15 protein-coding genes are annotated in these 13,041 nt (G+C 70.7%); 6 read left to right on the top strand and 9 right to left on the bottom strand.

The features are described from left to right. Positions 1-115: 115 nt before the first annotated feature. Positions 116-736 carry a TetR/AcrR family transcriptional regulator gene (locus tag F8S09_RS01150; RefSeq protein ID WP_152868227.1) on the bottom strand — a complete coding sequence of 207 codons (621 nt, stop codon included), beginning with the start codon at positions 734-736 and terminating at the stop codon, positions 116-118. Positions 737-818: 82 nt separating this feature from the next. Here F8S09_RS01150 and F8S09_RS01145 point away from each other — a divergent pair, with 82 nt between their 5' ends. Beyond that, positions 819-2,033, top strand: a complete 1,215-nt coding sequence (locus F8S09_RS01145) for a cytochrome P450 (protein WP_152868225.1) — start codon at positions 819-821, stop codon at positions 2,031-2,033. A 119-nt stretch (positions 2,034-2,152) separates the two neighbouring features. Here the strand turns inward: F8S09_RS01145 and F8S09_RS01140 are convergent, their stop codons facing one another. Further along, complete coding sequence (locus F8S09_RS01140) at positions 2,153-2,908, bottom strand: alpha/beta hydrolase family protein (RefSeq protein WP_152868223.1); 756 nt, start codon at positions 2,906-2,908, stop codon at positions 2,153-2,155. A gap of 53 nt (positions 2,909-2,961) precedes the next feature. Here F8S09_RS01140 and F8S09_RS01135 point away from each other — a divergent pair, with 53 nt between their 5' ends. Continuing rightward, complete coding sequence (locus F8S09_RS01135; RefSeq protein ID WP_152868221.1) at positions 2,962-4,152, top strand: class I SAM-dependent rRNA methyltransferase; 1,191 nt, start codon at positions 2,962-2,964, stop codon at positions 4,150-4,152. Between the two features lie 63 nt (positions 4,153-4,215). Here F8S09_RS01135 and F8S09_RS01130 read toward each other — a convergent pair whose 3' ends face one another. Beyond that, complete coding sequence (locus F8S09_RS01130; RefSeq protein ID WP_152868219.1) at positions 4,216-4,908, bottom strand: Crp/Fnr family transcriptional regulator; 693 nt, start codon at positions 4,906-4,908, stop codon at positions 4,216-4,218. 71 nt (positions 4,909-4,979) lie between these two features. Between F8S09_RS01130 and F8S09_RS01125 the strand changes: the two genes are divergently transcribed. From F8S09_RS01125 to F8S09_RS01115, 3 genes are all read left to right on the top strand, one after another. After that, positions 4,980-5,693, top strand: a complete 714-nt coding sequence (locus F8S09_RS01125) for an ABC transporter ATP-binding protein (RefSeq protein ID WP_322618409.1) — start codon at positions 4,980-4,982, stop codon at positions 5,691-5,693. 219 nt (positions 5,694-5,912) lie between these two features. Beyond that, on the top strand, positions 5,913-6,404 hold the full coding sequence (locus F8S09_RS01120) for a fasciclin domain-containing protein (RefSeq protein WP_322618408.1): 492 nt from the start codon (positions 5,913-5,915) through the stop codon (positions 6,402-6,404). 79 nt (positions 6,405-6,483) lie between these two features. Further along, positions 6,484-7,701, top strand: coding sequence for a VanW family protein (locus F8S09_RS01115; RefSeq protein WP_152868217.1), 1,218 nt, complete (start codon positions 6,484-6,486; stop codon positions 7,699-7,701). 6 nt (positions 7,702-7,707) lie between these two features. On the opposite strand, the gene F8S09_RS01110 is transcribed toward F8S09_RS01115, so the two are convergent. Beyond that, entirely contained in the window at positions 7,708-8,802 is a 1,095-nt protein-coding gene (locus F8S09_RS01110) for an NADH:flavin oxidoreductase/NADH oxidase (RefSeq protein WP_152868215.1), read from the bottom strand. A 221-nt stretch (positions 8,803-9,023) separates the two neighbouring features. Here F8S09_RS01110 and F8S09_RS18100 point away from each other — a divergent pair, with 221 nt between their 5' ends. Beyond that, positions 9,024-9,308: a GNAT family N-acetyltransferase gene (locus tag F8S09_RS18100; RefSeq protein WP_265468986.1), complete on the top strand. Its 285-nt coding sequence runs from the start codon at positions 9,024-9,026 to the stop codon at positions 9,306-9,308. On the opposite strand, the gene F8S09_RS01100 is transcribed toward F8S09_RS18100, so the two are convergent. The 5 genes from F8S09_RS01100 to F8S09_RS01080 all read right to left on the bottom strand — a co-directional run bounded on the left by F8S09_RS01100 (position 9,305) and on the right by F8S09_RS01080 (position 12,991). Then, complete coding sequence (locus tag F8S09_RS01100) at positions 9,305-9,988, bottom strand: hypothetical protein (protein ID WP_152868211.1); 684 nt, start codon at positions 9,986-9,988, stop codon at positions 9,305-9,307. The two genes, F8S09_RS18100 and F8S09_RS01100, sit on opposite strands and share 4 nt — an antisense overlap. Positions 9,989-9,990: 2 nt before the next feature. After that, complete coding sequence (locus tag F8S09_RS01095) at positions 9,991-10,779, bottom strand: ABC transporter permease (RefSeq protein ID WP_322618407.1); 789 nt, start codon at positions 10,777-10,779, stop codon at positions 9,991-9,993. A gap of 97 nt (positions 10,780-10,876) precedes the next feature. After that, positions 10,877-11,680, bottom strand: a complete 804-nt coding sequence (locus F8S09_RS01090; RefSeq protein WP_152868209.1) for an ABC transporter permease — start codon at positions 11,678-11,680, stop codon at positions 10,877-10,879. A gap of 24 nt (positions 11,681-11,704) precedes the next feature. Further along, positions 11,705-12,712, bottom strand: coding sequence for an ABC transporter ATP-binding protein (locus F8S09_RS01085; RefSeq protein ID WP_152868207.1), 1,008 nt, complete (start codon positions 12,710-12,712; stop codon positions 11,705-11,707). A gap of 75 nt (positions 12,713-12,787) precedes the next feature. Next, positions 12,788-12,991, bottom strand: coding sequence for a CopG family transcriptional regulator (locus F8S09_RS01080; protein ID WP_152868205.1), 204 nt, complete (start codon positions 12,989-12,991; stop codon positions 12,788-12,790). Positions 12,992-13,041 lie beyond the last annotated feature (50 nt).

The raw sequence follows: 13,041 nt of genomic DNA, 5'->3' as shown, positions 1-13,041 counted from the left end.
TAAGGGGGGGCCGCGAGACGGACGCCGCCGGAACGCCCCGCGCCCCCCCGAAGCGGCGTGGGAGGGCGCGGTCAGCCCCACGGCGCGGGGGCCGGGGCCACGGGGGGGCTCCAGCTCAGGCCGTGTCGCGGGGTGATCGCCGGGTGCTGGGGGAAAGGCGGGGCCGCAGCGCGGCGGCCTCGGTGGGGCGCAGGATGAGTTCGCGGTAGATCTCGCCCATGCGCTCGGGGCTGTGGGGTTGGCCGTGCCGCAGCCACCAGTCGATCAGGTTCAGAAACGACCGGATGAAGTGGTGGGCAGCCACCTCCACCGGCACCCGGGCGTCTGGCCTCGCCTCGAAGGTGTCCAGCAGGCCCTCCACGCCGATCTCGAGAATCCGGTCAAGCAACCCGTGCGAGGGGTGGGCGCTCAGCAGCAGCCGGTAGAGGTCCGGCTGGGCCTGAACATGCCGGAAGACCAGCGCTCCCGCCTGCTCGGGGGCGTCGCCCACCAGCGGGGGCAACAGCCCGAACAGCTCGGTGCGCAGGTCGTCCACCGCGCCGCGCAGCAGTTCCTCAAGACTCGCGTAATGCCGGAAGAAGGTGGCATAGCCGACCTCAGCCCGCTCGGTCAGGTCGCGCACCGTGATGGTTTCCAGGGGCCGTTCGGCACTCAGGTCGATCAGGGCCTGGGTCAGCAGGCGGCGGGTCCGCCGCACGCGCAGGTCGGCGGGAGGGGTCGGCGTGGCTTCAGGCATCCGCCCCTCTCCTGAACGGCTCACGCGACTTCATGACTCCTATGCTACACCCTGACTCAGAGCTGGACCGAGGAGGCCCCCCATGACGACCGACCCCACACCCCGTTGCCCCTTCCACGAACCTGAGCGCAAAACCGCGTTTGGTGCCGAGCACGACCCTGGGATCGACCTTCAGGGAGACGTGTGGCACCTGCGCTCCTACGCGGCCGTAAAGGCCGTGCTGCGCGACAGCGAGCGCGTACGCCAGGGGGCGACCACCGACAACGTGTTGGTGACCCGGTTGCGCCCGGCCGTGATCTTTCAGGACGGCGCGGAGCACCGCGAGCAGCGCACCGCTATCGCCCGGTTCTTCACGCCCAAGACCGTGCAGGACAAGCACCACGCCTTCATCGACCACCTGACCGAGCGCCTGATGGTGCGGCTGACGCGGGCGGGCCGGGCCGACCTGAGTGACCTGAGCATGGAACTCTCGGTCGAGGTCGCCGCCCGCGTGGTGGGCCTGACCGATTCGCTCCAGCCTGGCATGGACCGCCGCATCGACGAACTGCTCTCGGGTGGCGGCGTGAATGCAGAAGACGACGGTGACCTGGCAGGCCGCATCCGCCGCGCCCTGGAGCAGTCACGGGGCCTGTGGAAGATGTCGAGCTTCTACCGCGTGGACGTGCGGCCCGCGATTCGGGCCAGGCGCCAGAAACCCCAGGAGGACGTGATCAGCCACCTGCTGGGCCAGGGGTACAACGACCTCGAGATTCTGGTGGAATGCCTGACCTACGCGACGGCCGGAATGGTCACCACCCGCGAGTTCATCAGTGTGGCGGCGTGGCACCTGCTGGAAAACGAGGAGCTGCGGCGCGAGTACCTTGCGGGCGACCGCACCGAACGGCACCGCATCCTGCACGAGATCCTGCGGCTGGAGCCGGTCGCCTCGACCCTGTGGCGCCGCGCCGAGCAGGACGTGACCCTGGAGCATGGCGGAGTGACCCACCGCATTCCGGCGGGCGCTCGCATGATTCTGGACATCCGCACCGCCAACGCCGACCCGGCGGTGGTCGGCGAGGAACCGCTCACGCTCTGCCCGCACCGCCCCCTGCCGGGCGGCGTGCAGGCCCAGGCCCTGAGCTTCGGGGACGGCGCCCACCGCTGCCCCGGAGCGTTTCTCGCCATCCACGAGAGCGACGTGTTCCTGCACCGCCTGCTGAGCCTGCCGCTGCGCATCGTCGGCACACCGGAACTGACCTTCAACGAGATGCTGATGAGCTACGAGGTGCGCGACTTCACGGTGGAGGTTCAGAGCTGATTCAGACCTCGGGAGGAGCAGGAAAACCGCCGACAGACGGGGTGAACCGGGCGAATCACGCGGTGCGAGCGTTTTTGCCCGCAGGTCGGGGCCTGACCATCGGCCCCCCGCCGCTGTTCCTATCCGCCGGTCAGAAAGCGCCCCGTCTCCCGGTACAGCAGCTCCACCGCCTCCAGCGAGTCGAAGGTGTGGTTGGCGCCGGGAATCGCCACCGCGTCGCAGCCGAGGGCCTGGGCGTAGCGGACCCCGAATTCGGGCGGGCAAACCGTGTCGGCGTCGCCGTGAAAGACGCGGGCCACCCCTCCCCAGCGGGCGGCGGCCTCCAGCGGCTGCACGCGGGGCATCTCCAGCAGGAACTCGCGGCCCAGCGGCCAGCCGCCGTAGTCGCGGATGACTGGGGGCGCGTAGCCGCCGCGCAGCAGCGGAAGCCACAGCTCCGGCAGCGCGGGCGCCCACAGCGCGAGGCGGTGGGGCCGCACCCCCCCGGCGGCGAGGGCCGCGACGAGGCCGCCCATGGAAAAGCCGAGCAGCATCACCCGCTCGGGGTCGAGCATGGGCAGGCCGCGCAAGTAGACGAAGGCGGCTTCCGCGTCCTCCACCTCGCGGGCGACCGTCATCTCGGAGAAGTCCCCCTCCGACTCACCGCTGCCCCGGAAGTCGAACCGCAGCGAGGCCACCCCCCGCGCCGCCAGATACCGCGAGAACAGCGGCAGCAGGCGGTGGTCGCCGCTCCGGTTGCCGGTAAACCCGTGCAGCATCACCACGCTGGGCCAGCCCTGCGCCGGGCGTCCGCCCCCCAGGCTGTGTTCCTCCGGGACGTGCAGCATCCCGTAGACCCGCTGACCTCCCACCACGAACCCCGCGAACTGTTCCATGCGCCTGATGATGGCAGAGCGGACACCCCTCCCGCCCCTGCTAGCCTGCACCCATGACGAAGGCGAGCAGGTTGGCAAGCGTGACCCTGAAGCCGGGGGCGGTGCGGCGCCTCTCGGGGCGCTACCCCTTCGGGCACGCGGGGGACATCGGGGAGGCGGGGCCGGGCATCGGGGCGGGCGAGGTCGTGGACGTGCGGGCACCGGACGGGTCGCTGGTCGGGCGCGGATATTTCAACCCGCAGGGGGCGACGCCGCTGCGGATGCTGACGTGGACGCCGGGCGAGGCCATCGACCTCACCTTCTACCGCTCGCGGGTGCGGGCGGCGCTGGCCCGGCGCGAGGGCCGTATCGTGGGCACCGATGCACGCCGCGTCCTGTACGCCGAGGCGGACGGACTGCCCGGCGTGGTGGCCGACCAGTTCGGGGACGTGCTGAGCGTGCAGTTCCGGAATGCGGGGGTGGAGCGTCACCGCGACCTGATCCTGCGGGCGCTGCGCGAGGAGACGGGTGCGACCTCGGCTTTCGAGCGCAGTGACACGGGCGAGCGCCGCCGCGAGGGGCTGGAGTTGCGGACGGGCGTGCTGTGGGGCGACGTGCCCGAGCGCGTGACGTTCCATGAGGATGACCTCTCGCTGCACTTCTCCCCCTTTGACGCGCAGAAGACGGGCTTTTTTCTGGACCAGCGCGACAACCGGCGGCTGATGCGTTCGCTGGTTCAGCCCGGCGAGGGCTTTCTGGACGTGTATTCGTACACCGGGGGCTTCAGCCTGCACGCGGCGCGGGCGGGAGCGAAACCCGTCGCGCTGGACAAGGACCAGGCCGCGCTGGGGGTGCTGGAGCGCGAGGCCCGCGAGAACGGCGTGCAGGTCGGCGTGCGCTGGGGAGACGCCATAGAAACGCTGACCACGCTGGAGCGCGAGAAACGGACCTTCGGGGCGGCGGTGCTGGACCCGCCCACCCTCGCCAAGCGCAAGGAGGACGTGCCCCGCGCCAAACGCATTTTCACCGACGGCACCGCCCGCGCCCTGCGGATGCTGCGGCCCAGCGGTCACCTGCTGGTGAGCACCTGCGCCCACTACATCCGGGTGGACGACCTGCTCGACGCGGCGAGGGTCGCGGCGGGCGAGGCCGGGTGCGGCGCGGAGGTCGTGGCGATCACCTACCAGCCTGCCGACCACCCCCACCTGCTCAGCGTGCCGGAAAGCCTGTACCTGAAGAGTGTGCTGCTGAAGAAAGAGGCGTAAGCGCTACGCGAAAGGCGGAAGGCTCCCATCTGTGGCCTTCCGCCTTTCGCGTGGTCCTCTCCTTCAGTCCACGTCCGCCGCCTCCAGCGACACCTGATCGAGCGCCGCCGGGTTGAGCAGGGTCACGCTCTGCGCCCCTACCTTGAGCAGGCCCTGAGCCTCCATGCGCCGCAGCACCCGCACCACTGTCTCGCGGCTGCTGCTGGTGCGGGCCATGATGTCGGTGGTGGTCAGGGGCAGCACCTCCGGGCGCGGCACGCCCGCCGCCACCCGGACCGCGTGGAGGTTGCCAAACACGTGGGCGAGGGCCGCCTCCGTGTTCAGCCCGAAGGCGATCAGCTCGTCGTTCAGCAGGGTGACCCGGCGGGCCAGCATCTCCGCGAGGTTCCACAGCACGCCGGGGTGCTGGCGCAAGATCAGCTCGAAGTGGCTGCGGTAGAGCATCAGGGTGCGGACCTCCTCCAGCGCCCGCACGGACGCGCTGCGCTCCTGCCGGGCCAGCACCGCCGTCTCCCCGATCACGCCCGGCGCGTAGAGGTCGCCCAGCACGCGCTCGCGGCCCCCCACGCTGACGCGGCTGACCCGCACCACCCCGCGCGTGATGAGGTGCAGCGCCTCGCCCTGGGCGTCCTGTTCGACGATCAGTTCACCGCGCCGGAAGAGGCGGGGCGTCACGATTCCGGCGGCCTCGTGCACCGCGGCCTCCGGCACGTCGCGGAACAGCGGCGAAGTTCTCAACTCGTCCAGAAGCGACATCTCAGGCCCCATGCTAGAGCATGGCCCGGCCGATGTGTTGTCCCCAGCCGGAGCACGCCCCTTGCGCTACAGTGCCGCGCGTGACCCGCGTCCCTTCGGCCCTGCCCCCCGCCCTGGAAGCCCGCGAGGTCCGGCACGGCTTCGGGAACCAGACCGTGTTGCACGGCGTCTCGCTGGCGGTGCAGCCGGGCGAGGTCGTGGCCGTCTCGGGGCCGTCGGGCAGCGGCAAGAGCACGCTGCTGCATCTACTGGGCGGGCTGGACACCCCGCAGGGCGGCGAGGTGTGGTGGGCGGGCGAGCGGGTGGACACGCTGAACACCCAGGCGCGGGCGCGGCGGCGGGCCGGGCGGGTGGGCTTGGTCTTTCAGCACCATTATCTGCTGGAGGACCTCAGCGTGCTGGACAACGTGCGGGTACCCGCGCTGCTGAGTGGCGACGGGGGCGAGGAGCGGGCGCGGGGGCTGCTGGAGCGCGTCGGCCTCGCGGACCGGGGGCGCGACCTCCCCGGCGTCCTCTCGGGCGGCGAGCGGCAGCGGGTGGCCCTGGCCCGTGCGCTGGTGACCCGCCCCGCCGTCGTGCTGGCCGACGAGCCGACCGGAAGCCTCGACCGAGCGAACGCCGACCGGGTGGCCGAACTGCTGCTCGGCTTAGCGCGGGAGGAGGGCTCCGGCGTCCTGCTCGTCACCCACGACGAGCGGCAGGCGGGGCGGGCAGACCGGGCGCTGCACCTGCTCGACGGGCGAATCGGGGAGGAGCAGGAAGAACTCGGCCACCCCGCCTCCTGACCCTCCCAGCCTGAGGGTTCCCTGTAGTGCCAGTTAAGGATTCTTGTGGGCGCGGGATTGTACGGCCCCGTACCTCACCGGGGGGACGGTGCCCCTTACGCTGCGGGAGCCTTCCAGGCAGTGGAATTCACCCCTACGAAGTTGGACGCGCCCGGTTCGGGAGGGACAGGCCCTCCCCGGCGTCATCCCTGCTGGAAGCGGACTCCAGGGAGGTTTACCGTGAAGCAGCGCCTGATGTGGATCAGCACCATCCTTCTGCTCGCCTCGCCCGCCGTCGCGGGAGGCGGCCAGAGCGTGCCTGCGGGCAACACCATCGCCGCGATCGTCTCGAACGATCCCAACTTCAGCACGCTGCTCGCGGCGGTGCAGGCCGCCGGGCTCACGCAAACGCTGGCGCAGCCCGGCCCCTACACGGTCTTCGCCCCCACGAACGCGGCCTTTGCCAAGATTCCCGCCGACCAGCTTCAGGCCCTGCTGAACAACCCCGCGCAGCTCCGCGCCGTGCTGCTCTACCACGTCGTGCCCGGCCGGGTGACCGCCGCGCAGGTAACGCGCCTCAGCAGCGCCCGCACCGTGCAGGGCGCCAACGTGAACATCAGCGCCAGCGGCGGCACGGTGCAGATCAATGACGCGACCGTCACCCGCGCGGACGTGCGGGCCAGCAACGGCATCATCCACGTCGTGGACACGGTGCTTCTTCCCCCCAACTGACCCGGTGCGGCAAGGAGGGGGTCAGTCGCCGCTTCGGGCCTGACCCCCTGCTCGCCGCGCTCTTCCGGAGGACGCCACGATGACTCCCCCTTTCATCCTGCGGCGCGGGGCCGGGCGGCTGGCCCTCCTCGCAGGCGCCCTGCTGCTGACCGCCGGACAGGCCCCCCCGGTGTCGCCCGGCGTGGACCGGGAGCTGCGGCCCCAGCCCCTGCGCCTGAAGGTCGTGGCGCCAGAACCAGTCCTGAGTGGCGGGGTGGTCCGGTCCCGTGACGTCGTGCAGACCCACACCCTCACCCTCAGTGCCCAGGAACGGCGCAGGCTACGCGAGGGTCAGGTGACGGGCGACCTCGCCGTGCGGCTGGAAGGACTGTATGCCCGCATCGAGGCGCGGCAGCCCCGCGACGCCCGTTTCGTGCGGGAGGGCGGATCGTGGGTGGCGCAGGCGCGGACCGGGTGGGCGGTGCGGCGGGGTCCCACTGCCGAGCGGGTCCGGGCAGCGCTGCTCGCGGGGCAAGTGGAGGCGACGGTCGCCCTGCGCCTCCTGCCACCCGAGCGCACGGTGGCCGGGCTGCACTCGCGCGGGGTAACCACGCACCTGACGACCGGGCAGTCCAGTTTCGCGGGCAGTCCCGACTTCCGGGTTCACAACATCCGGGTGGGGGCGCAGCGCTTTCAGGGGCTGTGGCTGGAACCGGGCACGGTGCTGGACTTCAACCGGACCGTGGGGCGCATCGCGGCGGACCGGGGCTTCGTGCCGGGCTACGTCATCACCGGGGCGAGCCTGACGATGGAACCCGGCGGCGGCATCTGTCAGGTCAGCACGACCGTCTTCCGGGCGGGGTACCAGGCGGGGCTGGAGGTCGTCGAGCGCCACCAGCACTCGCACCACGTCGCCTACTACGACCCGCCGGGCTTCGAGGCGACCGTCTACGCCCCAACCAAAAATCTGCGCCTGCGCAACGACACCGCCGCGCCGCTGCTGATGCAGGTGGAGTGGAATCTGGAGGCCGGGACGCTGGAAGTCCACCTGTTCGGGGCGCCCCCCGACCGCGAGGTCACGGTGTCCGCGCCGCAGGTGCGGACCACAGCGCTGGCTCCCGCTCCCAGCTTCGTGGCGGACCCCGCCCTGCGCCCCGGCGAGGCCCGGCGCCTCGACATGCCTGCCGCCGGGATGAACACGCAGATCGTCCGCCGCATCACCCGGCGGGGCCAGACCACAACCGACCGCACGAGCAGCCAGTACCGGGCGTGGGGGGGCATGTTCGCGGTCGCGCCCGGAGACGAGCGGCTGCGCTGAAGCCCCTTACCACCCGGCCCGCGCATACATGTCGGGCAGCGGCGGCGTCGCGCCCAGGGTGCGGGCGGCCCGCTGCGGCCAGTGGGGATCGCGCAGGAAGGGGCGGCCCAGCGCCACGAGGTCGGCGTCGCCATTCTGGAGAATGCCCTCGGCCTGCTCGGGGGTCTCGATCATCCCGACCGCCATCGTGAGCAGCTCGGGCACCTCGGCCCGGACACGGGCGGCGAAGGGCACCTGATAGAGCGGCCCCACGGTGATGCGCTGCGCGGTGGTCAGGCCCCCGCTGCTCACGTCCAGCACGTCCACGCCCTCGAAGCGCAGCAGCGAGGCGAGCTGCACGGTCTGGTCGAGGTCCCAGCCGCCCTCGGCCCAGTCGGTGGCACTCACGCGCACGAAGAGGGGCAGGTGCATCGGCCACGCCGAGCGCACGGCGCGGACGACCTCCAGCAGCAACCGGATGCGGTTCTCGAAGGACCCGCCGTACTCGTCGGTGCGGGTGTTCGCCAGCGGTGAGAGGAACTGATGCAGCAGGTAGCCGTGCGCCGCGTGAATCTCTGCGGCGTCGAAGCCCGCCACGACCGCCCGCCGCGCCGCCGCCGCGAAGTCGGCGACCACCCGGCGGATGTCGTCGTGGGACATGGGGGCAGGCACCGGGTATGTCTCGTGGAAACGCTCGCCGTCCGGCCCAATAACCTCCCAGCCACCCAGCTCGGCGGGCACCGCGCCGCGCCCGCGCCAGGGCGAGTAGGTGCTCGCCTTGCGCCCCGCGTGCGCGAGCTGCACGCCGATCAATGAGCCGTGGCGGTGCACGAAGTCGGTGATGTGGCCCAGCGGCACGATCTGCTCGTCGGTCCACAGGCCCAGGTCCTCGGGGCTGATGCGGCCCTCGGGTGAGACGGCGGTCGCCTCGGTGACGATCAGCCCGGCGCCGCCCAGCGCGAACTGCCCCAGGTGCGTGAGGTGAAAGTCGTTCGCCACCCCGTTCTGAGCGCTGTACATGCACATGGGCGAGACGACGGTGCGGTTTTTCAGGGTCAGGCTGCGGAGCTTCAGGGGGCTGAACAGCAGGGGAGCCGGGGCGTCGGCGGGGGGCGTCGTCATGGGGAAAATCTAGCCCACGCCGGGGTCGCCCGTGTGCCCCAGGCCAGATGACGGACGCGCGGGGGCGGCCCACCGGGGCAGGCTGGGGCCATGCGTCTCACCGACTCACTCGCAGGCCTCACGCCCGACGACTTGCAGGGCTTTTTCGTGGACTGGCCCAACCCGCCCTCTCCCGAGACGTCCACCGCCTCCTCGCCGGGTCGTACCGGATTTCGCTCGCCTTGGACGAGGGCGGGCGCGTGGTCGGCTTCGCGCAGGCGATCAGCGACGGGGTGCTGACGGCCTGCATTCCGCTGTTGGAAGTTCTGCCGGAGCACCAGGGCCGGGGTCTGGGGACCGCGCTGATGCGGCATCTGCTGGAGCAACTCGGACACCTGTACGCGGTGGACCTGAGCTGCGACGACGACGTGGTGCCCTTTTACGAGCGGCTGGGGATGAGGCGGGCGAACGCGATGTACCTGCGGAACTACGCGCGGCAAAACGGGGCGTCGGAGGAAAGCCGCTAACGCCGCCGCGCCTGCCAGCGCTCGTGGGCAGTTCGCGCCTGCCGCTCGGCCTCCTGCCAGAACGCGGCTTCCCATGCGACGAGGTCGGGGGCAGGACCGGGAGTTGGGCGGCGGTAATCGGTCACTTCCAGCCGAGCGAGCAAGGCGGGAAAGGTGCGCCCGGAGGCCAGCGCCGCGTCCAGCACCGTTTCTTCCTCCGCATGGGAAGCGGCTGTCACCAACTCGCCGTTCAAGCGGGCGAGGGCTTGCAGGTCGGCCACCGTCGCCGCGTAGACCCAGGGGCCATGCTCCCCCAGCAGGGCGAGGAGGCCGGACCACTCGCCCCGCAGCACGGCGGGGAGCACCTCGCGGGCCGAAGTCCCGGACGGTAACCAGGGCCGCACTGCGAGGAGGTCGGCGGCCAGCCTACCTTCCCCCGCCAGTTCTGCCCCCACCCGCGCGGCGTCGGCGGGCGAGAACACGTCGCGCAGTTCGGTGAGGTGCGAGAGGCGGGCACGGGCCTGGGGCGAGAGCTTCAGCGACCGGGGCCGGGGTTGGCCCAGGGCAGTCCACACGGCCCGGCGCAGGTCGGCGTCCTGCATATCGGGGAAAGCCGCCCGGACCTCCGCCAGCGAACGCGGCGGGGTCGGCCCCGGCCAGTTCATCCCCATGCGGGCGAGGGCATCGGCCCAGCGGTCCACCCCTAGCTGCTCGCGCTGGTGTAGCTCGCCACGGCCTTCTTCCAGAACAACCGCGTCAGCACGAAGGCGGCGGCGGCCACCAGCGGCGAGGCCAACGCCAGCGCGGGCGTCAGCGTGCCCGTCAGCGCCTGAGCGGGCACGGTGGTGATAAAGGCGACCGGGACCACGAAGGTCAGCAGCGCCCGGATGGGCACCGGAAAGGCCGTGACCGGAAAGCGGGCCGCCCCGAAGACACCGTTAAATAACTCGCTCGCGTTTTGCGTTTTCACGAACCAGAACGCTGTCGTGGAGAGCGCCAGCCAGATGCAGTACACGATCACCACCGCCGAGAGGTACAGCACCGCCGCCCCCGCGAAGCCGCCCGGCGTCAGCGTCAGGTGCGAGGCGGCGTAGGCGATCAGCCCCAGCCCGATCAGGAGGTCGCCGACCCGCAGCACGTTGAGGTGCCGGGTGCTGACCCCGAACTGCGCGTCCAGCGGCTTGAGCAGCGTGAAATCCATGCTGCCGGTGCGCACGGCTTCCGCGATCTTGCTCATGTTGGGCTGGATAAACACGCTGATGACCCCCTCGGTGAGCATGAAAAAGCCCGTCACCAGCAGCGCCTCATGAAAGGTCCACCCGCCCACCGTGTCTGTGCCCGGCTGTCCGAACAGCACGCCGATGCCCAGCAGGGCCACTCCGACCTCACCCAGGCTGGCGAGAATCGCCCCGACGAAGTTGGCCCGGTATTCCAACTGTGCCGACAGGGTCGCTCCGGTGAAGAGGCGCATGAGGCGGAGGTAACGGGTCACTCGCGCCCCCGGCGCAGGAAGTGGGAAGTGGGGAGTAGGCAGTGGAACAGGACAGGCAACCGATCCACTAACCACTGACCACGGGCCACTAACCCCCTCACGCCCCCACCGCCCCGTACTTCCGCAGCCCCAGCCGCCACACGGCCAGCCGCACGAACCAGAACACGACCAGCCACGCGCCCAGCACCAGCGCCCCACGCCCGGCGTCGGCCAGGGACGCCTTGCCCGCGAGCAGTTGCGCCGGAAGGCCCAGCATGTACGGAAAGGGCGTCCACACGGCGACGGCCTGCACCCACCCCGGATAGAAGGCGAGCGGCGCGAACATCCCGCCCAGCGCGGCGTACAGCAGCCAGACGAGTTCCTGAAAGCTGGTGCTGGATTCCGTCCAGAAGGCCAGCAACCCGATGGTGTACTCGTACAGAAAGCGGGCACTGAAACCCAGCAGTGCCAGCCCCAGCGCCGCGAGGTAGTGCAGCGGATCGGTGCTGAAGCTCGCCCCCGCCAGCCACGCGAAGAGGGCCACCAGCCCCAGCATCGCGGGAAAGCGCACCACCCGCTCGGCCACATGCGCGGCGTAGTGCTCCCACATCGGGTCCAGCGGACGCAGCAGCTTGGGCGAGAGGGTCCCCTGCCGCACCTCCACGTCCAGTTCCCACGCCACCCACACCACCAGCAGTTGCCCGGTCACCCAGATGCCCAGGAAGTAGGAGGCGAACTCGGCGGGCGTGTACCCGTTGATCTTGCCGTCCGGGGCCGACGCCGCCTGCGCCATCCACACCAGCATCATCACCAGCGAGAGGGTGCCCGAGAGCATCCAGATCACGACCTCAGCGCGGTACTCCACCATCTCGGCGAACCGGGTGGAGAAGAGGACGCGGAGTTTGCGCCACGCGGCGGTCATGGGCGGCCCCCTGGCCCGCGGAAATCAGCCACGAACCACTTCCTTCCCCCCGAACAGTTCTGCCATCACCGCTTCGATGGGCGGGTCTTCCACCGTCAGGTCGGCCACGTCGAGGTCGGCGAGCAGGCGGGCGGCGCGGGGGCTGACCTCGGCGCGGGGGACGGTGAGTTCGGCGCTCAGGCCGTCCACCTTCACGTCCGAGCCGTAGGCGGAGAGCGCGGCAGCCTCCACCGGGCGGCGCAGTTGCAGCCGGACAGTCTTGCCTCCGCCGCCCCGCTCCACCAGCCGGGCGAGGTCGCCGTCAAAGACGAGCTGGCCCCGGTCGATGACGAGGATGCGCCGGGCCAGCGCTGTCACGTCGGCCATGTAGTGACTCGTCAGGATGACGGTGGCCCCGTACCGCTCGTTGTAGTCGCGGATAAAGGCCCGCACCGACTCCTGCATGTTCACGTCGAGGCCGATGGTGGGTTCGTCCAGAAAGAGGACGCGGGGCCTGTGCAGCAGCGCGGCGGCGAGTTCGCACTTCATCCGCTCGCCCAGCGAGAGCTTGCGGACCTGCTTTTTCAGGATGCCCTCCAGGCCCAGCACCTCGGTGAATTCGTGCATGGTGGCGCGGTACTGCGGGTCAGGAATCTCGTAGATGGCCTGATTGACGAGGAAAGAATCCAGTGCGGGAAGGTCCCAGATGAGCTGCTGCTTTTGCCCCATTACCAGCGTGATGCGGCGCAGGAACTCGGCCTGGCGGCGCCGGGGCTCGAATCCGGCTACCCGCACCTCGCCCCCACTGGGGTGCAGCAGCCCCGAGAGCATCTTGAGGGTGGTCGTCTTGCCCGCCCCGTTCGGCCCCAGGAAGCCCACCACCTCGCCCGGCGCGAGGTCAAAGGACACGCCGCGCACCGCCTCCACCTCGCGGGACTGGCGGCTGACAAAGGAACGGAGGCTGCCCAGGAAGCCCGGCTCCTTCTCGTGGACGGTGTAGCTCTTGCGCAGGTCGCGGACGTGCACGGCGGCGTCCGGGGTGGGTGTGGTCATAGGTGTGCCCAGGGTACGCGAGGGGAACTGGCCCGGAATGCGCGAAATGGCGGGGTCAGCCCCGTGCGGTGCGCCTCACTCTGCGCCCTGCCCGCCGTACTGCCGGGCGGCCTCGTCCCCGGCCCGCCTCGCTTCCGCCTCAATCTGGAGATGCTGGCGCAGGGCTCGCTCCACATAGGCGCTGAGGCTCTGCCGAGCGTCAATGCTGGCGATCTTGACCTCCCGAATCAGGGATTCAGGGAGGTAGATGTTGAACTGCCTCTTGTCATCCTCTTCCATAGAGCTAGCTTACTAGGATGCTAGTAATCCGGCAACCATACACAGGTTGT

The sequence above is a fragment of the Deinococcus terrestris genome, from assembly GCF_009377345.1.
Taxonomy (GTDB): domain Bacteria; phylum Deinococcota; class Deinococci; order Deinococcales; family Deinococcaceae; genus Deinococcus; species Deinococcus terrestris.
The sequence above is the reverse complement of the archived record's forward strand: the minus strand, read 5'-3'. Positions and strand labels throughout refer to the sequence as shown.